This is a genomic window from Pseudomonas sp. efr-133-TYG-23 (genome assembly GCF_030209215.1).
GTDB classification, from domain to species: Bacteria; Pseudomonadota; Gammaproteobacteria; order Pseudomonadales; family Pseudomonadaceae; genus Aquipseudomonas; species Aquipseudomonas rhodesiae.
Genome location: NZ_JARVSL010000013.1, coordinates 86,545 through 112,166, shown reverse-complemented (window position 1 = coordinate 112,166; position 25,622 = coordinate 86,545). Strand labels below are relative to the sequence as shown.

Annotated in this window: 25 protein-coding genes; 10 read left to right on the top strand and 15 right to left on the bottom strand. The window is 60.3% G+C overall.

Going from position 1 to position 25,622, the window contains the following annotated elements:
* Positions 1-259 precede the first annotated feature (259 nt).
* Together QRN41_RS08290 and QRN41_RS08285 are read left to right on the top strand one after the other, a co-directional pair.
* Positions 260-601 (top strand): antibiotic biosynthesis monooxygenase family protein, encoded by a 342-nt coding sequence (locus tag QRN41_RS08290; RefSeq protein ID WP_034100252.1) that lies wholly within the window; start codon positions 260-262, stop codon positions 599-601.
* Positions 602-645: 44 nt separating this feature from the next.
* Positions 646-891: a hypothetical protein gene (locus tag QRN41_RS08285; RefSeq protein WP_094065458.1), complete on the top strand. Its 246-nt coding sequence runs from the start codon at positions 646-648 to the stop codon at positions 889-891.
* 30 nt (positions 892-921) lie between these two features.
* Here the strand turns inward: QRN41_RS08285 and QRN41_RS08280 are convergent, their stop codons facing one another.
* Positions 922-1,554: a flavin reductase family protein gene (locus QRN41_RS08280; RefSeq protein ID WP_034114995.1), complete on the bottom strand. Its 633-nt coding sequence runs from the start codon at positions 1,552-1,554 to the stop codon at positions 922-924.
* 175 nt (positions 1,555-1,729) lie between these two features.
* Between QRN41_RS08280 and QRN41_RS08275 the strand changes: the two genes are divergently transcribed.
* Positions 1,730-2,485, top strand: coding sequence for a COG4705 family protein (locus QRN41_RS08275; RefSeq protein ID WP_047881973.1), 756 nt, complete (start codon positions 1,730-1,732; stop codon positions 2,483-2,485).
* Positions 2,486-2,581: 96 nt separating this feature from the next.
* On the opposite strand, the gene QRN41_RS08270 is transcribed toward QRN41_RS08275, so the two are convergent.
* The 4 genes from QRN41_RS08270 to QRN41_RS08255 all read right to left on the bottom strand — a co-directional run bounded on the left by QRN41_RS08270 (position 2,582) and on the right by QRN41_RS08255 (position 8,879).
* On the bottom strand, positions 2,582-3,901 hold the full coding sequence (locus QRN41_RS08270; protein ID WP_034139157.1) for an MFS transporter: 1,320 nt from the start codon (positions 3,899-3,901) through the stop codon (positions 2,582-2,584).
* Positions 3,902-4,068: 167 nt separating this feature from the next.
* Positions 4,069-5,403 carry a two-component system response regulator MifR gene (gene mifR / locus QRN41_RS08265; RefSeq protein WP_034139156.1) on the bottom strand — a complete coding sequence of 445 codons (1,335 nt, stop codon included), beginning with the start codon at positions 5,401-5,403 and terminating at the stop codon, positions 4,069-4,071.
* Positions 5,397-7,163 (bottom strand): sensor histidine kinase, encoded by a 1,767-nt coding sequence (locus QRN41_RS08260; RefSeq protein WP_034139155.1) that lies wholly within the window; start codon positions 7,161-7,163, stop codon positions 5,397-5,399. Before QRN41_RS08260 ends, mifR begins: the two co-directional genes overlap by 7 nt.
* Positions 7,164-7,355: 192 nt before the next feature.
* Positions 7,356-8,879 carry a fumarate hydratase gene (locus QRN41_RS08255; RefSeq protein ID WP_034100239.1) on the bottom strand — a complete coding sequence of 508 codons (1,524 nt, stop codon included), beginning with the start codon at positions 8,877-8,879 and terminating at the stop codon, positions 7,356-7,358.
* A gap of 219 nt (positions 8,880-9,098) precedes the next feature.
* Between QRN41_RS08255 and QRN41_RS08250 the strand changes: the two genes are divergently transcribed.
* Positions 9,099-10,031, top strand: a complete 933-nt coding sequence (locus tag QRN41_RS08250; RefSeq protein ID WP_285421438.1) for an iron-sulfur-binding ferredoxin reductase — start codon at positions 9,099-9,101, stop codon at positions 10,029-10,031.
* Positions 10,032-10,061: 30 nt separating this feature from the next.
* Positions 10,062-10,811 (top strand): enoyl-CoA hydratase-related protein, encoded by a 750-nt coding sequence (locus QRN41_RS08245; protein ID WP_034114988.1) that lies wholly within the window; start codon positions 10,062-10,064, stop codon positions 10,809-10,811.
* A gap of 82 nt (positions 10,812-10,893) precedes the next feature.
* On the opposite strand, the gene pyk is transcribed toward QRN41_RS08245, so the two are convergent.
* Positions 10,894-12,345, bottom strand: coding sequence for a pyruvate kinase (gene pyk, locus QRN41_RS08240; protein ID WP_034100233.1), 1,452 nt, complete (start codon positions 12,343-12,345; stop codon positions 10,894-10,896).
* A 175-nt stretch (positions 12,346-12,520) separates the two neighbouring features.
* Here pyk and QRN41_RS08235 point away from each other — a divergent pair, with 175 nt between their 5' ends.
* Positions 12,521-12,895 (top strand): tetratricopeptide repeat protein, encoded by a 375-nt coding sequence (locus QRN41_RS08235; protein ID WP_169868216.1) that lies wholly within the window; start codon positions 12,521-12,523, stop codon positions 12,893-12,895.
* A gap of 224 nt (positions 12,896-13,119) precedes the next feature.
* The gene (locus tag QRN41_RS08230; RefSeq protein WP_034100229.1) at positions 13,120-13,479 is read left to right on the top strand and encodes a pilus assembly protein PilZ; all 360 of its coding nucleotides are present in this window, start codon (positions 13,120-13,122) and stop codon (positions 13,477-13,479) included.
* Between the two features lie 59 nt (positions 13,480-13,538).
* Here QRN41_RS08230 and QRN41_RS08225 read toward each other — a convergent pair whose 3' ends face one another.
* The 6 genes from QRN41_RS08225 to QRN41_RS08200 are packed head-to-tail and all read right to left on the bottom strand — an operon-like array spanning position 13,539 to position 20,200.
* Positions 13,539-14,870, bottom strand: a complete 1,332-nt coding sequence (locus QRN41_RS08225) for a DUF58 domain-containing protein (RefSeq protein ID WP_285421437.1) — start codon at positions 14,868-14,870, stop codon at positions 13,539-13,541.
* A gap of 7 nt (positions 14,871-14,877) precedes the next feature.
* A complete protein-coding gene (locus tag QRN41_RS08220) occupies positions 14,878-15,873 on the bottom strand; it encodes an AAA family ATPase (RefSeq protein ID WP_094065451.1) in 996 nt (331 codons plus the stop codon).
* Entirely contained in the window at positions 15,870-17,027 is a 1,158-nt protein-coding gene (locus tag QRN41_RS08215; RefSeq protein WP_285421436.1) for a DUF4350 domain-containing protein, read from the bottom strand. Before QRN41_RS08215 ends, QRN41_RS08220 begins: the two co-directional genes overlap by 4 nt.
* On the bottom strand, positions 17,024-18,544 hold the full coding sequence (locus QRN41_RS08210) for a DUF4129 domain-containing protein (protein WP_285421435.1): 1,521 nt from the start codon (positions 18,542-18,544) through the stop codon (positions 17,024-17,026). Before QRN41_RS08210 ends, QRN41_RS08215 begins: the two co-directional genes overlap by 4 nt.
* Positions 18,531-19,511: a stage II sporulation protein M gene (locus QRN41_RS08205; RefSeq protein WP_258695002.1), complete on the bottom strand. Its 981-nt coding sequence runs from the start codon at positions 19,509-19,511 to the stop codon at positions 18,531-18,533. The genes QRN41_RS08210 and QRN41_RS08205 overlap by 14 nt, the downstream gene beginning before the upstream one ends.
* Positions 19,508-20,200, bottom strand: a complete 693-nt coding sequence (locus QRN41_RS08200; protein ID WP_034139148.1) for an RDD family protein — start codon at positions 20,198-20,200, stop codon at positions 19,508-19,510. The genes QRN41_RS08205 and QRN41_RS08200 overlap by 4 nt, the downstream gene beginning before the upstream one ends.
* A gap of 167 nt (positions 20,201-20,367) precedes the next feature.
* On the opposite strand from QRN41_RS08200, the gene sbcB reads away from it, so the two are divergent.
* Positions 20,368-21,795 carry an exodeoxyribonuclease I gene (gene sbcB / locus QRN41_RS08195; protein ID WP_285421434.1) on the top strand — a complete coding sequence of 476 codons (1,428 nt, stop codon included), beginning with the start codon at positions 20,368-20,370 and terminating at the stop codon, positions 21,793-21,795.
* Between the two features lie 89 nt (positions 21,796-21,884).
* Here sbcB and mvaT read toward each other — a convergent pair whose 3' ends face one another.
* Positions 21,885-22,259 carry a histone-like nucleoid-structuring protein MvaT gene (gene mvaT / locus QRN41_RS08190; RefSeq protein WP_034100216.1) on the bottom strand — a complete coding sequence of 125 codons (375 nt, stop codon included), beginning with the start codon at positions 22,257-22,259 and terminating at the stop codon, positions 21,885-21,887.
* Positions 22,260-22,606: 347 nt separating this feature from the next.
* Between mvaT and purU the strand changes: the two genes are divergently transcribed.
* Complete coding sequence (purU, locus tag QRN41_RS08185) at positions 22,607-23,455, top strand: formyltetrahydrofolate deformylase (RefSeq protein ID WP_034100214.1); 849 nt, start codon at positions 22,607-22,609, stop codon at positions 23,453-23,455.
* An 84-nt stretch (positions 23,456-23,539) separates the two neighbouring features.
* Positions 23,540-23,725 carry a hypothetical protein gene (locus QRN41_RS08180; protein WP_034100212.1) on the top strand — a complete coding sequence of 62 codons (186 nt, stop codon included), beginning with the start codon at positions 23,540-23,542 and terminating at the stop codon, positions 23,723-23,725.
* A gap of 28 nt (positions 23,726-23,753) precedes the next feature.
* Here the strand turns inward: QRN41_RS08180 and gpgD are convergent, their stop codons facing one another.
* Together gpgD and gpgS are read right to left on the bottom strand one after the other, a co-directional pair.
* Positions 23,754-24,497, bottom strand: a complete 744-nt coding sequence (gpgD, locus tag QRN41_RS08175) for an N-acetylglucosaminyl phosphatidylglycerol deacetylase (RefSeq protein ID WP_167416664.1) — start codon at positions 24,495-24,497, stop codon at positions 23,754-23,756.
* Positions 24,490-25,611, bottom strand: a complete 1,122-nt coding sequence (gene gpgS / locus QRN41_RS08170; RefSeq protein WP_285421433.1) for an N-acetylglucosaminyl phosphatidylglycerol synthase — start codon at positions 25,609-25,611, stop codon at positions 24,490-24,492. Before gpgS ends, gpgD begins: the two co-directional genes overlap by 8 nt.
* Positions 25,612-25,622 lie beyond the last annotated feature (11 nt).

Below are 25,622 nucleotides of genomic sequence, written 5' to 3'. Positions count from 1 at the left end.
TCTGCACAATCCTTGCCTGATCCTGCGGCCTGTCGTGAATCAGGCAAGCCCGTTACCGGTCACGGGCCTGTAATATGGCGTTCTTGCTTTGCCTGAAACCGCGGGTCTGCACAGCGGTTTCAGGCTTCTCGCAGGATTGTGCAATAAGCTGGCAGGAATCGACTAACCGACTACGCGCCCGCGCCGCTATTGTTGATCCTGTGGCAACACGCCCCTCACAGTGCTTGCCGAGCATCACTTCTCAACGGGAGAGTCGAATATGTCCACCCCCATTCCCGCAAGCCATATGGCCTTTATCCGCGCCCGCAGCGGGTGCAGCACCGAATTGGGTGCACGCTTGAGCAGTTTGATCGAACCGGGCCGTCAGGCGCAGGGTTGTCTGCAATTCTCGTTGCAGCATTCCCAGGTCGACCCCGATGTGTGGTTGGTCTCAGGTTTTTGGAGCAGTGAGCAGGCGATGAGCGCTTACTTCAACTCGCCGGCCCTGATGATCTTTACCGAGCTGTTGAACGACATGGTCGTGCGCAGCATGGACTTCCAGACCTTCACCGATGCGTCCGCCGCCCACGCCTATGGCGAGTACCTGCAACTCGCCGGTTGAAGCGGTTTAGAATGGCCGACTTTTCATTGGCCAGGACCTGCAATATGGCACGTAAACAATTTGCCCATCACGAAGCCGTTTCCGCTGTTGTACCGGGGGAAGGGGGCTACAGCGCCGCCGTCGCCGTGAAGGCGCTGGACGGCATGGGCGCCCCACGGTTTCACAAGATCCTCGACGGGCAGACGTTCAAGACCGCTTCGGATGCCGATGATGCGGCCGTCGTGCAGCTTGAGCAGTTGGTCGATGTCGATGAAGAGGGTCAACTGACCTGGGCGAATGGCGCCAGCTAAAACTGCGGCAGGGGCCTTCGGTTATTTCAGTCAGGGTTTGCTGGCGCCTGGGCGGTACATCTTGAACAGCGCCTCCGGGCCCAACTGGAAGTAGTCCGCCGGGCCACCGCCGCGCAGAATCGGCTCGGCCGCGGCCGTGTCGTAGATGCCGTCCTTGAGCAGCCATTTGGCGATGTGCACCGCAACCACTTCGCCCAGCACCAACCAGCTCGGTACCAGGGTTTGATCGGCGCGTTGCAGCTGGATGATCTGGGTGACTTTGCATTCGAACGACACCGGGCTTTCACCCACCCGTGGCACGCTGACGATCTTCGACGCCACCGGTGTCAGGCCGGATAACGCAAATTCATCCACCTCGGGCGCCACCGCCGCGCAGCTCTGATTCATCTGCTCGGCCAGTGGGCGAGTCGCCAGGTTCCAGACGAACTCGCCGGTCTGTTCGATATTGTTCAGGCTGTCTTTGCGCCCAACGCTGGAGAACCCAATGATCGGCGGAACGTAATTGAACGCATTGAAGAAACTGTAGGGCGCCAGGTTCAGGCGGCCTGCTTGGTCGTGGGACGAAATCCAGCCAATCGGCCGGGGACCGACGATGGCATTGAACGGATCATGAGGCAGGCCGTGGCCGTTGGCGGGTTCGTAGAAGTGGATATCGTCAGGCATGGCCGGGTTCCTGCTGCGGGGTTCTGGAAGGCAGCCATAGTGCAATCCATAGCGACGAATTTCCATCCGCCCATAGAATTTTCATTCAGCGTCCACCTCTTTTTCACAGCGGCCCGTTCAGTCTGCGCCAAGGTCGACACCTCTTATAAGACTGAGCCTCGGAGCCTTCTACCGCATGAATAAACTTCCTCAGATCACCCTGGCGTTCTGGGTCATGAAAATCTGCGCAACCACCCTGGGCGAAACCGCGGGTGACTTGCTATCGATGACCCTCAACGTCGGTTACGCCCTTAGCTCGATGATTTTGATCAGCGTGTTCCTGGTCACTCTGGTGACACAACTTTGGTCGAAAACCTACAACCCGGTGCTGTATTGGATCGTGATTTTATCCACCAGCACTGCAGGCACTACTATGTCCGACTTCATGGATCGCACCCTGGGCCTGGGTTACGCCACCGGTTCGATGATTCTGATCGTGATACTGATGATCATCTTCGCCCTGTGGCACCTCAGTGGCGACTCACTGAACGTGAACAAGGTGCAGACGTTCCGAGGCGAGTTGTTCTATTGGATGGCCATCCTGTTTTCCAACACCCTGGGCACGGCCCTGGGCGACTTCCTGGCGGATGATTCGGGGTTGGGCTTCGCTGGCGGAGCATTGCTGATTGGCTCGACCATCGCAGCGGTGGTAGCGCTCAAGTACTTCACCCAAATCTCGTCGGTGCTGTTGTTCTGGGTGGCATTTGTGTTGACCCGGCCGTTTGGTGCGACCTTGGGCGACTTCTTGACCAAGCCCTATGAAAAAGGCGGCTTGGATTTCGGCACCATTGGGTCCTCGGCGGTATTGGCGGCGGTGCTGGTGGTGATGATTGCTGGGGCGTCGTATGCACAGCGGCGGTATGGCCGGAGCCCAATAGCAGAGGTGTCCTGATTCAAAATAATGAGATGGCCACCTTGCAGAAAAGGTGGGAACCCTAGATGTGGGAGGGGACAAGCCCGCTCCCACATTTGTTACTGCACGCAACCGTTAGTTCGTAGTAATCCGCGAATGTTTGCGAGTGTCTTTCATGGTCACGTAGACCATCAGCGACACCGCGATGCAGGCGGTCACGTACCAGTAGTAACCGGTTTCCATGCCGATGCTCTTGAACCACAGCGCGATGTATTCAGCGGTCCCGCCGAAGATCGATACGGTCAGTGCATACGGCAGGCCCACGCCCAGGGCGCGGATTTCGGTGGGGAACAGTTCGGCTTTGACAACCGCGTTGATCGAGGTGTAGCCGCTGACGATGATCAGCGCCGCCATGATCAGGAAGAACGCTCCCCACCAGGTCTGGATGGTGTGCAAGGTGGTGAGGATCGGCACGGTGAACAGCGTACCGAGGATGCCGAAGGCAATCAGAATGGGGCGGCGACCGATCTTGTCCGACAGCCCGCCGATGATGGGTTGCAGGCACATGAACAGAAACAGCGTCGCCGCCGAAATGGTGGTGGAGTCGGAAATGCTCATGCCGACGGTGTTCACCAGGTACTTCTGCATGTAAGTGGTGTAGGTGTAGAAGGCCAGGGTGCCGCCCATGGTCAGGCCGACCACGGTCATCAATTCCTTGGGGTGACGCAGCAAGGTGCGCATGGCGCTTTCCTTGGCTTTTTCCTTCTTGGTAAACGACTCGGTTTCTTCCATGCCACGACGCAGGTATAACGCGACCACGGCACACAGGGCGCCAATGGCGAACGGAATACGCCAGCCCCAGGCGTAGAGTTGTTCGGTGGTCAGCACTTGTTGCAGCACGATCAACACCGCCAGTGCGATGAGCTGGCCGGAGATCAGGGTTACGTATTGGAAGCTGGAGAAGAAACCACGGCGTTCCTTGGTTGCCATCTCGCTGAGGTAGGTGGCCGAGGTGCCGTATTCACCACCCACCGACAAGCCTTGCAGCAGCCGGGCAAACACCAGCAGGATCGGCGCGCCGACACCGATGGTTTCATAGCCGGGGCTGAGGGCGATGATCAGCGAGCCGAAGCACATCAGCAGCACCGAGGCCATCAGCGCGGCCTTGCGCCCTTTGTAGTCCGCATACAAGCCCATCAGCCAACCGCCGATCGGGCGCATCAGGAAGCCCACGGCGAAGATCGCGGCGGTGTTGAGCAATTGGGCGGTGGTGTCGCCTTTGGGGAAGAAGGCTTTGGCGAAGTACAGCGAGAAGGCGGCATAGACGTACCAGTCATACCACTCGACCATGTTGCCCACCGAGCCGCTGAAGATCGATTTGATCCGGCTGGTGGTGGTGCGTTCTTTGGCCGGCGCGGCCACCGACCCCGCAGACAGGGTGTTGGAGTTATCCATCGAAGGATCCTTCATCTAGTTGTTTTTATGGAGCAGCGCGAGCGTTGCCTGGCTGGGGCTATAGCAGGAGCTGTGCCAAGGGGATGAAGGCCCGGTTTAGAAGGGTTTGAGGAAATTTTTGAGCGAAAAGTCGCTGATGATTTTGGTGGTGATGAGCGGAAATCCGCTCATTCGTCCGGCAGAAACATTTCTCGGGTCAGGCCGTGGCGCTGCATTTTTTCATTGAAGGTGCGCCGCGGCAGTTGCAGTTCCGCGAGCACCGCTTTGATATCGCCCTTATGTCGGCTCAACGCGGCTTTCAGGCACTGCGCTTCAAAGGCTTCCTGCTGCGCCGCCAGGGATTGCCCGGTTTCGACAGTGTCCGTTTCCGGCTCGCCCAGGCCCAGCACCTGGCGCTCGGCAACGTTGGCCAACTCCCGCACATTACCCGGCCAGTCATGGCTGAGCAGGCGCCCCAACTGCGCGCCGCTCAAGGGCTCGACACGGCGCCCAAGGCGCTCGGCGGCGCTCTGGGCGAAGTGCTCGTAGAGCAGGGGAATGTCTTCGCGCCGCTCGCGCAACGGCGGCAGGCGCAACTGTGCGACGTTCAGGCGATACGCCAGGTCTTCGCGAAAACGTCCGGCGCGGGCCTCTTCCAGCAAATCGGGTTTGGTCGCGGCGATGATGCGCAGGTCCACAGGGATGCTCTGGTTGGAACCCAGGCGCTCCAGCTTCTGCTCTTGCAGTACCCGCAGCAGTTTGACTTGTTGGGCCAAGGGCATGCTTTCGATTTCGTCGAGAAACAGCGTACCGCCATGGGCGTATTCCAGTTTGCCGATGCGTTTGCCCTGGGCCCCGGTAAAGGCGCCGCTTTCGTGACCGAACAGTTCGGCCTCAAACAGCTGCTCGGGGATCGCCGCGCAGTTGAGCGCCACGAACGGCTTTTTCGCCCGTGGACCGAAATCATGCAGGCAGCGAGCGACCAGTTCCTTGCCGCTGCCGGTCTCGCCACGGATCAGCACATTGACCGGTAGCGCCGCCAGATCCAGCACTTGGCGGCGCAGGTTCTGCAACGCGCGGGACATGCCGAGCAAGCTCGATTCCAACTGCGCGCGCTGCCCGGCCTGCTGGTGCAGGCGGCGGTTTTCCAGGACCAGCCCGCGCTTGTCCAAGGCGCGGCGCAGGCCGTTGAGCAAGGCGTCGGGGCTGAAGGGCTTTTCCAGAAAGTCGTAGGCGCCGTCGCGCATGGCTTCCACGGCCATCGGCACATCGCCATGGCCGGTGAGCAGAATCACCGGCAGGTCCGCATCGCGCCGCTGCACTTCGGCCAGCAGTTCCAAGCCGCTGAGCCCGGGCATGCGCACGTCACTGAGGATGACTCCGGCAAAGTCCCTGGGCAGTTGTGCCAGGCATTCCTCGGCGCGACTGAACAATTGCACCTCAAAACCGGACAGGCTCAACCATTGTTCGACGGCCGTGCGGATACTGGCTTCGTCGTCGACCACAATTACCGCGTTCAACATAGGTCCGGCGTCTCCAGCGCGATGGGCAGGGTCAGGGTGAACACCGCGCCGTCGCCTCGGTTAGCGGCGATCAGGCGTCCGCCGAGTTCGTGCACGATGGCGTAGGACACCGCCAGCCCCAGGCCGAGCCCGTCGCCCACCGGTTTGGTGGTGAAAAACGGGTCGAACACACTGTTCAAGTGTTCTTCGGCAATGCCGCCGCCGCTGTCGCTGACGGTCAACTGCCACAGCTGCTGGTCGGCGTGCAGGCGGATTTCCAGGCGCTTGCGCGGTTTGTCGGCCATGGCATCCAGAGCGTTGCGCAGCAGGTTGATCATTACTTGTTCCAGGCGGATCGCGTCGCCGCGTACCCAGGCAGGGCGGGTCAGGTCCAGCACAGTGCCGATGCTTTCGTCGCGCAGGCGCGCGTCGAGCAAGTGCAGGGATTGGTCGACCACGGTGGCCAGGTCCAGGCGTTCGCGCAGGCCACTGGGGCTTTTACGCGCGAAGGTCTTGAGATGGCCGGTGAGCGCGGCCATGCGCGTGAGCATATCGTCCAGCGGCGTGAGAGCCTTGTAGGCGTCGTCCACGCGGCCATGGTCGAGCAGCAGGCGCAGGGTGGCCAGTTGCATGCGCTGGGCTGTCAGCGGCTGGTTGATTTCATGGGCCAGGGCCGCCGACATCTGCCCCAGGGCGGCCAGCTTGGCGGACTGCACCAGGCCGTCCTGAGCGGTGCGCAGCGCTTGGGTGCGCTCTTCCACCAGGCGCTCCAGCTCTTGGCGACTGCGCTGGCGCAGGCGTGCCAGGCGCCAACGCTGGGTCAGGAACAGCACCAGAAACACCAGCGCCAGCCACGAACCGGCAGCAGCCAGGCCGGCATTGCGTTGGTCTTCGAAAGCGAACTGGGGTTTGCGCAACAGGTGCAAGGTCCACCCTTCGGCCTTCAGCGGCAGGGATTCCCAGATGTAATTGGCACTGCCGTCTGGGCCGTTGACGCGCATCAGGTGACTGTTTTCGTCGAAGCGTTGCAGGGGCTGAGTGTCCAGCGGCTGCAGCTGTTTCTTATCGTATTGGCGGGTGGCCTTGAGTTCGGCGAGGTCGCTGTCCGACAGCGGTCGCAGGTTGCGATAGCGCCAGCCCGGCTGGTTGGCGATAAATACGATGCCACGCGCATCGCTGACCAGCAGCAGATCATTGCCCTGGGCCCATTCGCGCTCAAGCTCGGGAAACTCCAGCTTGACCACCATGGCGCCGAGGAACTGCTCGTGCTCGTCCAGTACCGCGCTGGAAAGGAAATAGCCGGGAATGCCCGTGGTCACCCCCACCGCATAAAAACGCCCGGTGCCCTGGCTGCGGGTCTGGCTGAAATAAGGCCGGAATGCGTAGTTGTGGCCAACATAACTGCTCGGCAAGTTCCAGTTACTGGCCGCGACGGCCAGACCGGTGTGATCCATCAATTCCAGGGTGGACGACTGCGCGGCGCCGTTGATGCGTTCCAGCTTGCGGTTGAGCAAGTCCTGGGTGGCGCTGTCCAGCGGACCTTTCAAGGCGTTGATCATTTCCGAATCCAGCGCCAGCACCGCAGGCAGGGCGCGGTAGCGTTCGATCAGGGTGTGCAGGGAGTTGGCATACAGCGCCAATTGCTGATTGGCACGGGCGGCATCGTCCACCAGGGCCTGGCGTTCGGCATGCCGCGTGGCCAGGGCGGCGGCCAGTACCGCACCGGCGATGATCAGCAGGGAGTAGAAGCTCAGACGCAGGGGGCGAGGGATCACGATCATACGGTGATGAACAGGCACGGTAAGGGGAGTGCACCATAGCATGAGCAGCAGCGGTCTTGGGGTGCGCCAGGTTATTGTAAATGGGCAGGTTGCGCAGGTTTTGCGGCAAGCCCGGCGCTGAGAAATCGGCAGGCAATAAAAAAGCGACCGTGCTGATCGCAGCGGTCGCTTTTTCTGTCGCTCAGGCAGTGCTTATTGCACTTCTACCGCCAGGCTTTCACTGATCTTTTTCTGCCAGATGGCAGGACCGGTGATGTGGACGGATTCGCCCTTGCTGTCCACCGCCACGGTGACCGGCATGTCTTTGACCTCGAACTCGTAGATCGCTTCCATGCCCAGTTCTGCGAAAGCCACCACGCGGGACTTCTTGATAGCTTGCGCCACCAGGTAGGCAGCGCCGCCCACGGCCATCAGGTACACGGCTTTGTGGTCCTTGATCGCGTCGATGGCGGTCGGGCCGCGTTCGGATTTACCGATCATGCCCAACAGGCCGGTCTGATCAAGGATCTGACGGGTGAACTTGTCCATCCGCGTGGCGGTGGTCGGGCCGGCTGGGCCGACTACTTCTTCGCGCACTGGATCAACCGGGCCGACGTAGTAGATGAAGCGACCCTTGAGGTCCACTGGCAGGGTTTCACCCTTGTTCAGCATCTCGACCATGCGCTTGTGCGCCGCGTCGCGACCGGTGAGCATCTTGCCGTTGAGCAATACGGTTTCGCCCGGTTTCCAGCTCTGCACGTCTTCCGGGGTCAGGGTGTCAAGGTTGACGCGGCGGGCCGAAGGGCCGGCCTCCCAGACGATTTCCGGGTAGGCGTCCAACGGTGGCGCTTCCAGCGACGCCGGGCCCGAACCGTCGAGCACGAAGTGCGCGTGACGGGTGGCGGCGCAGTTGGGGATCATGCACACCGGCAACGAGGCTGCGTGGGTCGGGTAATCCATGATCTTCACGTCGAGCACGGTGGTCAGGCCACCCAGGCCCTGGGCGCCGATGCCCAGTTGGTTGACCTTCTCGAACAGCTCCAGGCGCATCTCTTCGATACGGTTCTGCGGGCCGCGTTTTTTCAGCTCGTGGATGTCGATGGATTCCATCAACACTTCCTTGGCCATCACGGCGGCTTTCTCGGCGGTGCCGCCGATGCCGATGCCGAGCATGCCAGGTGGGCACCAGCCGGCGCCCATGGTCGGAACGGTCTTGAGCACCCAGTCGACGATCGAGTCGGACGGGTTGAGCATGGCCATTTTCGACTTGTTCTCGGAGCCGCCGCCTTTGGCCGCCACGTCCACTTCCACGGTGTTGCCCGGAACGATGGAGTAGTGGATGACCGCAGGGGTGTTGTCCTTGGTGTTTTTACGCGCGCCGGCCGGATCGGCGAGAATCGAGGCACGCAGGACGTTTTCCGGCAGGTTGTAGGCGCGACGCACACCTTCGTTGATCATGTCGTCCAGGCCCATGGTGGCGCCATCCCAGCGTACGTCCATGCCCACACGCACGAACACGGTGACGATACCGGTGTCCTGGCAGATCGGGCGATGGCCGGTGGCGCACATGCGCGAGTTGATCAGGATCTGGGCCATGGAGTCACGGGCCGCTGGCGACTCTTCGCGCAGGTAGGCTTCGTGCATCGCCTGGATGAAATCCACGGGGTGGTAGTAGGAAATGAATTGCAGGGCGTCGGCAACGCTCTGAATCAGGTCGTCTTGCTTGATCACGGTCATGAGTCGCGCTCCTCTATAAGACGGGAACATTCAATAAAGGTGGCATCAGTGGGGTGCATCGGTCGGCTGAGGCCACCTTTCCAAGGCACGCCAAGTGGTGCAGGCGCGACGCTAAAAAGGCGCGGCAGTATAACCCGGCGCGGTGGCCGATACACCCGACTATGGTCAAACTGTGCCGAGCGTGATTCCCTGTGTGCGCCTTTTGATGCGAGATGTTCCATGCCTGAACTGCACGTCGGCGAACGCCATTGGTCGGTACCTACCGGCAGTAACCTGTTGGATGCCTTGAACCAGGCGGGCGTGGCCGTGCCTTACAGTTGCCGGGCCGGCAGTTGCCATGCGTGCCTGGTACGGTGCGAGGGCGAGGTGGATGATCGCCAGCCGGAGGCTTTGAGCCCTGCGCAACGTCAGGACGGCTGGCGCCTGGCGTGCCAATGTCAGGTGAGCGGGGACGTGCAGGTCGAGACATTTGATCCGCTGCGCGATGGCGTAACGGCCCAGGTCGTGGCGACAGACTGGTTGACCCCGAGCGTTTTGCGCCTGCGCGTGCAAGCGCAACACAACCTGCGTTATCGGGCCGGGCAGCACCTGGTGCTGTGGGCGGGGCAGGTGGCGCGGCCGTATTCCCTGGCGAGCTTGCCCCAGGAGGACGGGTTCCTGGAGTTTCATCTCGATTGCCGCCAGCCCGGTCAATTCAGCGATATCGCCCGCCGGTTGCGGGTCGGCGAGCGTTTGGTCCTGGGCGAATTGCGCGGCGGCGCCTTGCACTATGACCCTGATTGGCAATCCCGGCCGCTATGGCTGTTGGCCTCGGGGACAGGGCTGGGCCCTTTGTGGGGCGTGTTGCGTGAGGCGTTGCGCCAGGATCATCAAGGGCCCATCCGCGTGATTCACCTGGCCCATGACACCACCGGCCATTATCTGGCCGAACCCCTGGCGGCGCTGGCCGCCCGTCACCCGCAGTTGACCGTGGAGCTGTGGGCCGCGGCTGAGTTGATCCAGGCATTGGCGCAACTGCGGCTTGTTTCCCGGCAAACCCTGGCCTTACTCTGCGGGAGTCCTGCCAGTGTCGAAGCGTTTTCCAAGCGTCTGTTCCTGGCCGGGCTGCCGCGCAATCAACTGCTGGCTGATGTGTTCCTGCCCCGTGGTTGAGCGCTGAATTCCACCGCCGCGAGACTCGCCATGACCGACGCCATCCTCCAGCAACGTGACGGCGGGCTGCTGACCCTGCAGCTCAATCGCCCGGACAAGAAGAACGCCCTGACCCGCGCCATGTACACCCGCTTGGCCGAGGCGCTGGAACAGGCCGATGCTGACCCGCAGATCAATGCCGTACTGATCCAAGGCAGCAGCGAATGCTTTACCGCTGGCAACGACATCGGCGACTTTCTCGACCAGCCGCCCAGCGACTTGGACACCCCGCCGTTTCACTTTATGAAGAGCCTGCTCAACTGTCGCAAACCGGTGATCGCCGCCGTGGCCGGAGCAGCGGTAGGCATCGGTACGACCCTGCTGCTGCACTGCGACCTGGTGTACGTCAGTCGTGATGCGCATTTGCGCATGCCGTTCGTCAACCTGGGGCTGTGCCCTGAGTTCGGTTCCAGCCTGATCCTGCCGCGATTGCTGGGGCACGCCAAAGCCGCCGAGCTGTTGCTGTTGGGCGAAGGTTTTACCGGTGAGCAGGCCGCGGCATGGGGTATCGCCACCGAAGCCTTGGGCAGTGGTGAGGCGACGTTGGCCAAAGCCAGGCAAATCGCTGAGCGTTTCGACACCTTGGCGCCGGGCGCGGTGCAGATCACCAAGCAATTGATGAAAAGCGTGGACCGCGAGCAGTTGCGTCAGGTGATCGAAGAGGAGGGGGCGTTGTTTACCCAACGGTTAAGGTCGCCGGAGGCGATTGCGGCGTTGTCGGGGTTCGTTACTCGACGCTGATCGTAAGCAAGGCCCTCTATCACGAAAAGCAAAAAGCCCCGTCACTTGCATGACAGGGCTTTTGTTTTCAGCGACCGATCACTCAGACCATTGGGTCGCCAACGTGCAGGATCTTCATGCCGTTGGTGCCGCCGATCGTGTTGTAGCTGTCGCCCTTGGTCAGGATGACCCAGTCGCCTTTCTCCACAACGCCGCGCTTGAGCAGCTCGTCGATGGCCGCCTGGCTCACTTCATGGGGTGGCAACGACGCCGGGTCGAACGGTACGGTGTAGACACCCCGGAACATGGCCGCGCGGGCCTGGGTTTCGCGGTGCGGGGAGAACGCGTAGATCGGTACCGACGAACGGATGCGCGACATGATCAGCGGTGTGTAGCCACTTTCGGTCAGAGCGATGATCGCTTTCACGCCTGGAAAGTGGTTGGCGGTGTACATCGCAGCCAGGGCGATGCTCTGGTCGCAGCTTTCGAACACTTTGCCGATGCGGTGACTGGAGGTTTTGCTGGTCGGGTGCTTTTCGGCACCGACACAGATACGCGCCATGGCCTGGACGGCTTCCAGCGGGTACGGGCCGGCGGCGCTTTCGGCCGACAGCATGACGGCGTCGGTGTAGTCCAGCACGGCGTTCGCCACGTCGGACACTTCGGCGCGGGTCGGCATCGGGTTCTGGATCATCGACTCCATCATCTGGGTCGCGACGATCACCGCTTTATTGTGGCGACGTGCGTGCAGGATGATTTTTTTCTGGATACCGATCAGTTCGGCGTCGCCGATTTCAACGCCCAGGTCGCCACGGGCAACCATCACGGCGTCGGAAGCCTTGATCAGCCCGTCGAGGGTTTCGTCATCGGCCACGGCTTCGGCGCGTTCGATCTTCGCCACCAGCCAGGCGGTACCGCCGGCCTCGTCGCGCAGCTTACGGGCGTATTCCATGTCAGCGGCGTCGCGTGGGAAGGACACTGCGAGGTAGTCCACTTCCATTTCGGCGGCCAGCTTGATGTCGGCTTTGTCTTTTTCGGTCAGGGCCGGTGCGGTCAGGCCACCACCGCGACGGTTGATGCCTTTATGGTCGGACAGTGGCCCACCGATGGTCACGGTGCAGATCAGCTCAGTGCTGGTGGCGGTGTCGACGCGCATGACCACGCGGCCATCATCCAGCAGCAGCTCGTCACCGACGCCGCAGTCTTTGACCAAGTCCGGATAGTCGATACCCACGACTTGCTGGTTGCCTTCGGTCAGCGGGTGGCTGGTGGAGAAGGTGAAGGTGTCGCCGATCTTCAGTTCGATTCGCTTGTTGGCGAATTTGGCGATACGGATTTTCGGGCCTTGCAGGTCGCCCAGCAACGCCACGAAACGGCCGTGCTTGGCGGCGAGATCACGCACCAGCTTGGCGCGAGCCTTGTGCTCGTCGGGGGTGCCGTGGGAGAAGTTCAGACGGGCAACGTCCAAACCAGCCAGAATCAGCTGTTCGAGGACTTCCGGCGAATTGCTGGCCGGGCCAAGGGTGGCGACGATTTTGGTACGACGGACGGACATGCACAGACTCCTGAGTTCAAGCGCTGAGGAAGGCTACTATGCTCTTTCGTTGTAGTCATTGTTCGTTTGCACTACTTATCGAACATTCACTTGTTTTGGCGGCGGGCTAAAAGATGAACGACCTTGAAGATTTTCGACGAAGGGTCGATACACTCCACAAGACAGGAGAACCCTCATGCGAATTTTGCTCGTTGCTGCCCTGGCCGTCAGTGTTGTCGGCTGCACCCGCTGGTCGATGGACCATCATTTGAATAACGCCTACCGGGCTTATGGGGTCGGTGATTGCCAGCGCGTTACCCTGGAATTGTCCCAGGTGGACCGCGAAAGCCGCAGCCGTCGGTACGTGCAGCCGGAGGTCTCGATGTTGCGTGGGCAGTGTCTGGAACGGCAGAAATTGTTCGTCGATGCCGTGCAAACCTATCAGTTCATCATTACCCAATACCCGTCCAGCGAGTACGCCTACCGCGCCCGCGCGCGTCTCGACACCCTGCAACAACTGGGGCACTACCGAGGCGCCAGCGCGGCTCAACCACGTCCTGCCTCTTTATAAGGATATTTGCTATTGGTTAACTGGCCCGTTGCCAGTCTTGGGCTATCCTTTGGATGATCGTTTGTACAAGTTTCTATTCGAACGAATGAGGGGCCCGGATTCGGCGGCTGTCTAGTGCACAACGCAGTGTGTTGTCACACCGAGATCCAGGGAGAGCGAGCGTTTATGCTCGTTCCGAATCACTGGCACGGCCAGAGTCATGGCCACTGGATGGCGATCTCACCATGTTTACCGACCGACGGATCGAGCGGCATCAATTACCGAGTTTCTTGCAAGTGTTTAACCGTCTTACCGACAAGCCCATTGGTTTTCTGGGCAATGCCTCGGAAGACGGACTGATGTTAATCAGCCTGTTGCCCATGATGATTGATGTGGATTTTGAGCTGCGGTTAAAGATTCCTGCGGCGGATGGCGACTTTCATGCCATTGATCTCACCGCGACGTGTTTGTGGAGTCACGAAGACATCAACCCGCAGCACTACGATTCCGGCTTTCGCATCATCAGCGCCAGTGAGGAATATGGGCAATTGATCAGCGTTTTGGTGCATTACTTCAGCTTTGATCCTTTGCAGGCGTCTGCCTAGCATCAAGCGTTGTCGACTCGGCATGGGCTTCAGAGCCCCTGTCGTGCCGAGCTCAGCTTTTAGAACACACCAGCTTTCTTCCAACCCAGATAACGAGTCACCAGGGCCGCGCCCATCTCCGAAGGTAAGGTATCCAGTACTGACAGGCCATGTGCGCCCAGCCGGTCATGCAATTCGTCGCGTCTGGTGAGGTAATCCACCGTGCCGCTGTAGGCCAGGGCCTCAGGTAAGGTTTGCACGGGGGACTGCCGCAATTGGTCCAATACCTCCTCGCGCAAACTGGCCACCAGCACTCTATGTTGGCGGCCGATACGTTTGACGGCCGCCAGCAGCGCTTCATCGTCCTCATCCCGCAGGTTGGTGACGATGATCACCAACGCCCGACGCTTTTGCCGAGCCAGCAATTGGTTCGCCGCTGCGAGGTAGTCGGCCGACCGGCGGGTCGTGTCCAGGTCGTATACCGCATTCAACAACAGATTCAACTGGCCGCTGCCTTTAACCGGCGCCAGGTAGCGGGGCTGATCGCCAGCAAACGTGCATATCCCCACCGCATCGCCCTGGCGCAAGGCGACATAGCTGAGCAGCAGGCAAGCATTGAGGGCATGGTCGAAATGGGACAGTTCATCGTCCTGGCTGCGCATGCGGCGGCCGCAATCGAGCATGAACACGATCTGTTGGTCGCGTTCGTCCTGATACTCCCGGGCGATCGGTGTGCGTTGTCGCGCGGTGGCTTTCCAGTCGATCTGACGCAGGCTGTCGCCTTCGCGAAATTCACGTAATTGATGAAACTCCAACCCCAGGCCGCGTCGTTGACGCTGGCGAACCCCCAGTTGGCTCAGCCAGTTATCCACACCCAGTAATTGAGCGCCGTACAACCGTGCGAAATCCGGGTATACGCGGGTGACATCCTGGGTCTCGATAAAGCGCCGTGCCGACCATAACCCCAAAGGGCTGGGGATATGGATTTCACAGCGGTCGAATGGGAAGTGGCCACGGCGCAAGGGGCGCAGGCGATACCCCAGTTCACTGCGTTCACCGGGGCGTAGTTCGATGGTTTGCGGCAGGTTGTCGACGCTCAGCCCATCGGGAACATGGTCGAACACCTGCACCGTCAGCGTTTGTGCAAAGGCGTGTTCCAGGCTCAGGCGAACGTCGCCCCAGCGTCCCAGCGCCAGACTGCCGGGCATTTGCCGTTGCAGGCGCGGGGTAGGCCGGTGGCGCAGGCGCAGGGCATCCAGCAGGGCAAGCAGTAACAATGCCAGGAGCAAGCCCCAAGCCACCGAGTGGAGTGTGTCGGGCACCTTCAGTTGCAGCGCTGCCGTGGCACCCAGCAGAATGCTCAGGCCCAGCAGCACGCTGAGCCAGATCAATAGCAGACGGGTCGGTTTCATGGGCGATTCATTGCCGTGGAGCCGGGATCTGGTCCAGCAGTTGCTTGAGTACCTGGTCGACTTCCAGGCCGTCGATATCCAGTTCTGGCGCAATACGTACTCGATGACGCAACACCGCGAGGGCACACCCTTTGATGTCATCCGGAGTGACGAACTCGCCGCCGCGTAGCAAGGCTCGGGCACGGGCGCCACGCACCAACGCGATGGAAGCTCGCGGCCCCGCGCCCATGGCCAGCCCTGGCCAGCTTCGGGTCGCTCGCGCCAGGCGCACGGCATAGTCGAGTACGTGTTCGTCCAGGGCCAGTTCGCTGGCGACCTGTTGCAGTTGCATGACATCGTCGGCCTGCAGCACGGTGCGCAAGGGTTGCACATCCAGCATATCGGCCCGCGATGAACGCGTGACTTCGCGCACCATATCCAACTCCTGCTGCGCTTCTGGATAGTCGATGCGCACTTTGAGCATGAAGCGATCCAGTTCGGCCTCCGGCAGGGGATAAGTCCCTTCCTGTTCGATGGGGTTCTGGGTGGCCAGTACCATGAAGGGCTGACCGATGGGCAGCGCCTCGCCTTCCAAGGTCACTTGCCGCTCTTGCATGGCTTCGAGCAGAGCGGCCTGGGTCTTGGCCGGGGCGCGGTTGATTTCGTCGGCCAGTAACAGGTGGGTGAAGACCGGGCCTTTGCGCAGCTTGAACTGTTCGGTGTGCAGGTCATACACGGCATGGCCGGTGACATCGCTGGGCATCAGGTCCGGCGTGAATTGGATACGCGCGAAATCGCCATCGAAGCAGCGTGCCAATGCACGTACCAGTAAGGTCTTGCCGAGGCCGGGTACGCCTTCGAGCAATACGTGGCCGCCGGCGATCAGGGCGGTGAGCACATCATCAATGACCTGATCCTGCCCAATAACGGCCTTGCGCAGTTCGACGCGCAAGGCCTGGGCCTGTTGGCTGGCGCGATGCAGGGTTTCGCCGGTCAGGGCGGTGGCGCTTGGAAAATCGCTCATAGGGCATTCCTGAGGGTTTGCAGGCATGCCACCTGCCGGCTGAAATCGGCGCTGGAAAGCCGCTTTTCCGGGAGTGGGCCGAGGGCCTGGCTGATGACATGAGAAGGTTGATGCGTCAGGTGTTCGAGCACCTGCCACTGTTGTGCATCATCGAGGTGTTCGAAGCCGGGATGGCGACGCCTGGCGGCGCGCAGGATATCCCGTTGCAAGGCCTGCACCAGCGTGCGTTGGCCATTGCGGCGCAGCAGGAAGTCGGCGCTGGCTTTCAGATGTTCCTGCAGTTGCCGACGAGCTTTGGGCGCGGGTGCCTGGATAGGTCCCTGGCGCATACCCGCGTGCCACAGAGCCAGGGCGATCAAGGCCGTCAGCGCTACCAGTGCCTGGGGGAAATAGCGCAGCAGCAGGCTGAACAGATCGTCCACATCGCCGTTGGCCAAGAGGGTCACGGCCGTGCCCTGGGTCAGGTACCACAGCAGCCAGGCATTGTCGTGCTTACCGATATTTGCGGTTTTCCACAGGTCGCTGTCGGTGATCACGGTCACACGACCCTGGCCGAGGTCGAGTTGCATCAGATGACTCGACCGGGCGCTGTTGGCGGAAAATTGCGCCAGATGCTTGGGGTCGGTGAGGTTGAAAGCGGTATCGAAACCGAAATAGGCCGGGGCGGTTTCATTATCGATATAGAGCCTGGTCAGGTCGGGTGTTTTCTTTTTGCGCGCTGGCGCGGGCTCTTCGGGCTCGTCGCTGAGCACTTGGCGTATCTGGAGGCGGTCGAGTAAGAGATCGCCACTTTTGCCGGTTTCTTCATCCCACAGGGCTTCTGCTACCACCAGCAGGTGGCCGCCGGAGCGGGTCCAGTCCAGCAACTGCTCAACCTGACGGGGAGACATATTGCTGCGCTCCGTCAGTAGCAGAAGACTATGGTGTTCAGACGGGAGGTCGGCCAGGCGATCAAGGCCAAAGGCATGGTCCACGGGCAGGCCCTGCTTACGCAGAAAGTGTTCGGCGGCCAGATAAGGGTTGGCTTGCGCTTCAGGGGAAGGCCCGCTGTCGATTACCTCGTCGTAGGGCGTGGCTTTGCTCCAGGCATAAAAACCAGCCGCTGCGAGTAAACACACCAGCAGTAGCCCTGCCCACATTAAAAGCCGGTTCATTGGGGCCCCCCCGAACTGAACAGGGCACGCCAATCGCTGCAGAGTTTTTGCTGGATCGTGGTGGGTGGAAGGCGGTGGCCGTAAGCGAGGTTCTGCCAGTGCCGGGTCAGTTCATCACTGAAGGCCAGCAATTGCGGCTGTTCCAGTTGGTGAACGCGTTCCAGCACTTGCCCTTCGGTGTCGGCACTTTTAAGGGGGAGGTTGAAATCATGCAGTAAACGGCTCAACAGGCCGCGATAAAGCAGACCGAGAGCTTCCCTGGGCTGGGTGGCCCAAAGTTGCTCGGCGGTGCTGGCAATATCCGTGGGCAAGGTCTCGGCGCCCAGCGCCAGGCCGAACAGTTGCGTGGGGGCAGGCTTGACGACTTTGGGGCTGGCAGGCGCGCGCCGGCTGACAAAAGTGCGCAGCCAATCACGATAGCGCCACGCCACTAGGGCCAGGCCGCCAATCAGCAGGCTCCATAGCAGTACTTCCAAAGCCTGGGCAAAATGCTTGAAGGTATCGCTGTTAAGGTTGTCCAGAAGCGCCTGTAGCCACGCTGGAAGTTTGCTATCACCGCGGTCCTTGTTCTTTACGGTGGGTTTGTCATCGCCAAAGCGATAACGGGTGACGGTTTCCGGGTTCTTGAACGGGGGCTTGTCCAGCAGCGCCTTGACTGACTGGCTTGCACTCTGAGTGCTCAGCGGCTTCGATTCATCGGCCATGGCGGGCGGATTGACGGGTAGGAATGTCAGCCCGATCACCAGCAATAACAGAGGGGCCGCTTTGCTCAGCCGCTGGCGCAGACGCCGGAATACCAGTTCCAGATCCCAAGCCTCCAGCACGGTTCGGCGGTTGAGATAGAGGCTGAAACCACAGGCCACATAGATCGGTTCCCAGAACACCAGTATCAGGGCATAAAACGCGTTACTCAGATGCTCCAGCCACAGCCCTTCAGAACTGGTGGCCAGTATGAGCCGCTGCCAATCCCAGTTCTGCTCGACGTTTTGCGGAATGAAGAGGTAGAACAGGGCCATGCAACCGAACCAGAGCCCGATTTCCAGATGCACTCCAACGGTGGTCAGCCAGCGCGCGGCGCCGGCGTCACGCTGTTGCAAAACGCCCAGGCGCTTTTGACGCGCCTGGCCATCCAGACCTTCCAACTGGCTGACCGGCATGACGAAGCTGCGGCTGAGACTGAGGCGGCGCCAGGTCAGGCTGGCCAACAATTGCCCCTTGAGCAGACGCGGCCACTGGCGTACCGCCTGTTTAAGGCTGGGCGTGTCACCGAACAGCGCCTTTGACAGGATATAGAGCGGCAGGCGATCGAATGCCGGCTTGAACCACCAGAACAGAAATATGGCGGTGGAGGGGTACTTCCACAGCGCTGCGCTGAGCAGAATGAACACCGGCAAGGTCACCAGTGCCCAACTGGCGGTCAGTAATAAACGATGTTCCCTGGCCATCAGGACACCAAGGTCCATGGCTTCCCAGGCGGTACGCGGGCGAATCGCCACGCTGGCATCACTCAGGCGCATGTTGAGTCCGCCCTGCAAAGATCAGGTACGCCGCGACCAGCAGCCACAATACGGCGCCCACCAGGTATTTGACCCATGCCGCGATGACCGTGGTGGACGACCAGTAGGCTTCAATGAATGCGGCAAACAGCAGGAAGACCATGACACCACAGAGCAATTGCACGCTCTTATGTGCCGCGAGCCTCAAGGATTCCCCCCGCGTCAGTCGCCCCGGCGAGATCAGTGCCCAGCCCAGTTGCAAACCCGCTGCCCCGGCGAGGGCAATGGCTGTCAACTCGAACGCACCATGACCGATGACGAATGACCAGAAGGTCTGCCCGTAACCAATCTCGGTCAGGTGTCCGGACACCGCGCCGATGATCAGCCCGTTGAAGATTAGGAAGAACACGCTGCCCAGGCCAAACAGCAAGCCGGCGGCGAATGTCTGGAAGGCGATGCCAATGTTGTGCATCACGTAATAGCCGAACATCATCCAGTCCTCGCTCGATGCACGCTCGGCGGCGCGGCCCAGGCGACTGGCATCGGGGTCGTACATGTCCTGCATCTCAGCCACCTGCTGGGGGCTGATGATGCTGTAGATCAGTTCGGGAAACAGGTAGACCAGCAGCGCTATGCCCAGCAGGCTGCCAAAGAACAGCACGCTGGCCACCGCTACAAAGCGCCACTGTTCGCGTACCAGCCGCGGAAAACCGGCCAGGACAAAACCCAGCACGCTGGCGCCCAGTTGGCTGCGATGACGATACAGTTGCTGATGGCCGCGCAGGGCCAGTTGCTGCAGCGGGTCCACCAGATAGCTGCTGTAGCCGCGCTCCTGAGCCAGCGCCAAGTGCTGGCAAAGGCGCCGGTATTGATGAGGGAAGTCGGCAACATCGCTCGCTTTAGCCGTGCCTTGTTCCAACCGATTGAGTTGTTCGGCAAAAGCTTGCCATTGGCGTTGGTGACGGCTTTCGAACAGGCTCTGCTTCATGTTGGCCCCAGGAGGCCGCGGGCCACGCCATTGAGCTGTTGGGCCGCGCGAGCTGGGGAAACCTGCAGGGACGGCGCGAGGATAGCGGCCAGTTCGTGTACCCGTTCAGCGGACAATTCACCCTGGCGTTCGGCAAAACCCAGAATGGCCCGTTGTTCATTCAGGTCCAGGGCAAAGGGCAGGCGCAGGGCTGCCGCCTGAGGAATCTGAGGACGTGGTAGAGGGCGTTCGCGGTAGACCACCAGCGTGCCGGCGGCGAGGTCGCCGAGGCGTTTGAAATGGGGATGTTGCAGGCAGCTGATGGCGCCAAGAAAGTAGCCAAAAGGCAGCATGTCGACAAATCGCAGCAGGTTGCGGATCAGCGAGGCCGACCAGCCGACGGGTGTGCCATCGTCCTGTACCACGCGCAATCCCATGACTTGCTTACCCGGCGAACACCCTTGGTTAAGCACTTCGAACAGCACCATGTACCACCAACTGACCAGGAACAGCAGCAACGCGCCGAGGCCGAGACCTACATTGCCGAGCAACGCCAGCGGCACCATGAGCACGCCCATGATCACGCCGCGCGCCAGCAGGTCGAAGGCAAAGGCCAATACCCGGGGTACCAGGCCGGCCGGGCGCAACGGTAGGTCGATACCTTCCGGGGTTTCGATCTGGTAGCGCGTATCCAGTGGGGTTGATGGCATTGCGATCCTTGGCAGTGCAGAGCGGCTGGGAGAGACGGATGCTAGCAGTGTCGGCGATGGAAGCAACCATTCAAGATTTTGCTGGATGTTTATACAGTTAAATTGCTGCTGGCCGCGGATGTGGTTCCACGCCTAGACTTTGTCGATCTTCAGTACAGGAACAGCCCGTGACCTCCATTTTCTGGTACGACTATGAAACCACCGGCATCAATCCGCGCAGTGATCGCCCTCTTCAGGTAGCCGGAATTCGTACGGACCTCGAACTCAACGAGATCGGCTCTGCGCTCAATATTTATTGTCAGCCCGCCGACGATATCCTGCCTCATCCCGCTGCCTGTGCGATCACCGGTATTACCCCGGCGATCCTGGCGCAAAAGGGCTTGGCCGAGGCCGACTTCATGACCCGTGTACACGCCGAGCTGGCCGCTCCTGGGACTTGCGGCGCTGGCTACAATACCTTGCGGTTCGACGATGAGATGACGCGCTACAGCTTGTATCGCAACTTTTTCGACCCTTATGCTCGCGAGTGGCAGGGCGGTAACAGCCGCTGGGACCTGATCGATGTGGTGCGCACCGCCTACGCTTTGCGCCCGGATGGTATCGAGTGGCCGCAGCAGGACGGGCGCGTGACCCTCAAGCTGGAACGCCTGACTGCGGCCAATGGAATCGACCATGGCCAGGCCCACGATGCGTTGTCCGATGTGCGCGCCACTATTGCTCTGGCACGGTTGGTCCGCGAGAAACAGCCCAAGCTCTATGATTGGCTCTTCCAATTGCGCAGCAAGCAACGGGTGATGGATCAGGTGCGCCTGTTGCAGCCGATGCTGCACATCTCCGGGCGGTTCTCCGCCGAACGCCATTATTTGGGCGCGGTATTGCCTTTGGCCTGGCATCCGCGCAACCGCAATGCGTTGATCGTCTGCGACCTCGGGCTCGATCCGCAGGGGCTGCTGGACCTGGATGCCGAGACCTTGCGTCAACGCCTTTACACCCGCCGGGACGAGTTGCCCGAAGGTGAGCTGCCGGTGCCGCTCAAGCTGGTGCACATCAACCGCTGTCCGGTGGTTGCTCCGCTCAGCGTGCTGCGCCCCGAAGACCGTGAACGCCTGCAATTGGACATGGAGGTCTGCCAGGCGCGGGCGCTGCGGCTATCTGACGCACAAGAAGTTTGGCGCGATAAGTTGGCGGCCATTTATGCACAGGAAGAATTTTCTTCGACGACAGACCCGGAACAGCAGTTGTATGACGGTTTTATTGGTGATCGTGATCGACGCTTATGTGAACAAGTCCGCTTGGCGGAGCCTGCTCAATTAGCGCGTCAGCAGTGGCCGTTCGATGATCAGCGGTTGCCTGAATTGTTGTTCCGCTACCGTGCGCGTAACTTTCCCGACACCCTGAACAATGAGGAGCAACAGCGCTGGAAACTTTTCTGTCAGCAACGATTGTCCGACCCTCAATGGAGTGCGCCAATTACCTTGGATGCATTTAAGCAGGCCAGTCAGGAGTTGGCTGTAAATGCGACACCGTTTCAGCAGCAGGTGCTGGTGCAGTGGCAGGAATATGCTGATGCTTTAGCGACTCGTGTGAATCTGTAGTCGATTTCGCGCAATAGTGCGTGCAATAAAAAAACGCCAGCAAGCTGGCGTTTTTAATGTGTTGCTTATCTGGCATGAGCCCGGTGAGCTTAGCCCAGCAGGGTAGCCCAGCCTTCAACCACGTCACCGCCCCACTTGGCTTTCCACTCTTTCAGCGTTTTGTGGTTGCCACCTTTGGTTTCAATCACTTCGCCGTTGTGCGGGTTTTTGTATTGCTTGACCTTGCGCGCACGCTTGGTGCCGGTAGTTTTCACGGCGCCGCGAGGAGCTTTAACTTTCGAATCCGGATCCAGCAGCGCGATGATGTCACGCAGGGATTTGGAGTATTCGCCCATCAGGGTGCGCAGCTTGCTTTCGAATTCCATTTCACGTTTCAGGCTGCCATCTTTTTCCATGGCTGCCAGTTGGGCTTGCAGCTCTTTGATGGCTTCTTCTTTGGCACGGTATTGGGTGATCAGAGACATGTGGCTACCTTATGTAGAGCGCTGATTGACAGGGAGAGTGGCCCAATAATAGTCAGGCGGTTTGTCCAAGTAAACATTTAAGCATGCTTTTATGTGAATTACTTTGAGTGTTTGTAGTGCAGCCCTGCAATCGAGTTATTTAAAAAGGACGTAATGCTAAACATCAGACCTGTGAGACTCCTAGGGGCACTCCATATGTAGTCCTGATTCATATAAAGGTGGTAAAAGCATAGGGCATTAAGGGGCAAAGCCAGGCCGACCATCAGAATAAACGTTAACCAATACTGCAGTTTTTCTTCGCAATCGCTAGAATGGCGGCCTTTGCGAAGTTCTGGAGTTCCCCCCTAATGCGCACTTTTCGGCTGGTGATTGCTTGCCCGGACCGGGTCGGCATCGTTGCCAAAGTCAGTAACTTTCTGGCCTCCCATAACGGTTGGATCACCGAGGCGAGCCATCACTCGGACAACCTCAGCGGTTGGTTCTTCATGCGTCACGAAATCCGTGCCGACACGCTGCCCTTTGGTCTTGAAGCCTTCCGCGAGGCCTTTGCGCCGATCGCAGAAGAGTTTTCGATGACCTGGCAGATCACCGACACCGAGCAGAAGAAACGCGTGGTGCTGATGGCCAGCCGCGAATCCCACTGTCTGGCGGATCTGCTGCATCGCTGGCACAGCGATGAGCTGGACTGCGAGATCGCTTGTGTGATCTCCAACCATGACGACCTGCGCAGCATGGTCGAGTGGCATGGCATCCCTTATTACCATGTGCCGGTCAACCCGCAGGACAAGGAGCCGGCGTTCGCCGAAGTGTCGCGCCTGGTCAAGCATCATGACGCCGATGTCGTGGTACTGGCGCGTTACATGCAAATCCTGCCGCCGGAACTGTGCCGCGAATATGCCGGCAAAGTCATCAACATCCACCATAGCTTCCTGCCGTCGTTTGTCGGGGCCAAGCCTTACCATCAGGCCTCCCTGCGGGGGGTGAAGTTGATTGGCGCAACCTGCCACTACGTCACCGAAGAGTTGGACGCCGGCCCGATCATCGAGCAGGACGTGGTGCGTGTCAGCCATAGCGACAGCATTGAAGATATGGTGCGGTTCGGTCGCGATGTCGAGAAGATGGTTCTGGCCCGTGGCCTGCGCTACCACCTCGAAGATCGCGTATTGGTGCACGGCAACAAGACCGTTGTGTTCTGATTCAAGCGCGGATTGAATATCGAAGGGTCTGGGCGTTAAATCGTTCCAGGCCCTTTTTATTTATCCGCACGTCAGGACTGCACCATGACCGACCCACTCGATAAAGCCACCTCCAAAGCGCCTGCGACGTTGGGCGAGGGATGCTTGAGTCGCTACGATCCTGATGCGCTGGATGCCGAAGACGGCACCGAGTTTCCAGGGGCGGCTCAGTTGTGGGAACAGATGCAGGAGGCAGAGAAGCTGCCCGCGTCTGATCAGCAAGATTCTTGAACATTCGTCCCGTCGCCATGGCGGGGCATTACGGCTGGGTTGCGAGCCAGTCCACTTTGGTCAATGGCGTACGCCCCGTCTGCAGTAGGTGTTGCAAGGTATCGAGCCAATAGCGACGAGCACCTTCGTGACGCAGGTCGACCGGATGCACGCCTAGGCGAATGACCGGTGCCGACCGCCAGCGCCGTTGCCGTTGATCGCTGAGATGTTTGGACAGGCTTCGGCGCCAAGCGCTGCGGGCGCTCCACACCAAACCTGGGGCGCCGACGCGGGTAAAGTCGGGCAGCCGATAAAGCTGTTGCGGGTCGCTGGTGTAGCTCAGCGGCAACTGGCGCAAGGCGTCCTTGGTACCCTGGCTCATCAGCCAGGCCGGAGCGACGAACCCATGCAGAGGCCAGTCGTTGCGTCGGAAGACCTCGATGCCGTCGCTTAACCGCTGCAGGGCCTGGGCCTCTGACAACTGGTAAAACTCTCCCTCATGGGTATAGATGCGGCGCATGAACCAATCTTTGGGCGTACGCGGTGGCGGCTGGTCGTCGCTATGGAAATAGCCGTGCAAGGCCAATTCATCGCCCTTGGCCACGCGGCGGTCCAACAGGCGGCGAAATTCGGCGTGGTCGGCCAAGGTGCCGTGATGATGGAAATCCGGAACCACCAACCAAGTGATGGGGATGTCGCCCAGAGCGTCCACCGCCTCCACAAAGGGGCGATAGTCGGACCAGGTTTGCGGGGCCACATCGTGCAATACCAGCACTACCGAGCGCTTAACCATGGGCAAGCATCGGTTTGTGGCTATCGAGCACCGCGTAGTAATGGCCCAGCAGGCTCTCGACCACGGTGTCCCACGCATACTGCTGCTCCACATGGCGTCGAGCCTGTACGCCGAGACGCTGAGGATCGCGGCTGAACAACTCGCGCACCGCATCGGCCATCGCTCGTGGATTGTTGGGGGCGCAGAGCAAGCCGCAATGCTCGTCGACGATTTCAGTGAAGGCACCGGCGGCCACGGCGACCACTGGTATGGCGCAGGCCATGGCCTCAAGAATGACCAGGCCGAACGTTTCCTGATCGCCGCCATGCAGAAGGGCATCGGCACTGGCCATTAAACGCGCGACTTGCGATGCCGGCTGGAAGCCGTCGACCACGGTGACATTCTCCGGCACCTTAGCCGGCATGCCGGACCCCACCAGCAACAGGTGATACCGATCTCCCAAGCGCTTCATACACTTAAGCAGCACCGGCAGGTTCTTCTCCTTGGAACCGCGCCCGGCGAAGATCAGCAGTCGCGTATCTTCAGCGATTCCCAACTCAGCGCGTAAGCCGGGGTCGCGTACCTGCGGGGTGAACGTCTGCAGATCCACACCCAACGGCTGCACAAAGACGTTTCTGACGCCCAACTCCATGAGCTTGTCGGCCATGACCTGGCTGGGCGCCAGTACTCGGTCAAAATTCCCATAGAGTTTGCTGACATAGGCTTCAACATTTGGCGTGAACCACGGCCCCATGCGGTTGCTTACCAGCAACGGCAAGTCGGAGTGATAAAAGCCGATAACCGGCACGTCAAGCTGGCGCCTGGCATCCAGAGCGGCCCAGGCCGTGAGATAGGGATCGCCGACCTCGATCAGATCGGGCTGTAAATCGTGCAAGACATTTCGCCATGGCGTCAGCCGCAGCGGGAATCGATAACCTTTGCCGAAGGGGAGGGGAGGTGCGGGTACCTTGAACACCCCATCCTGTTCGCTCAAGTGGGCGCCGGGAATCAACAGGCTGTGGCGAATGCCCGGCTTGAGCGTCAGGCGCCGGTGCTTGGCGTCCAGGTAAGTGCGTACGCCGCCACTGGCCGGGGCGTAGAACATGGTTATGTCGGCGATATGCACGATGAACATCCCTCCTATCC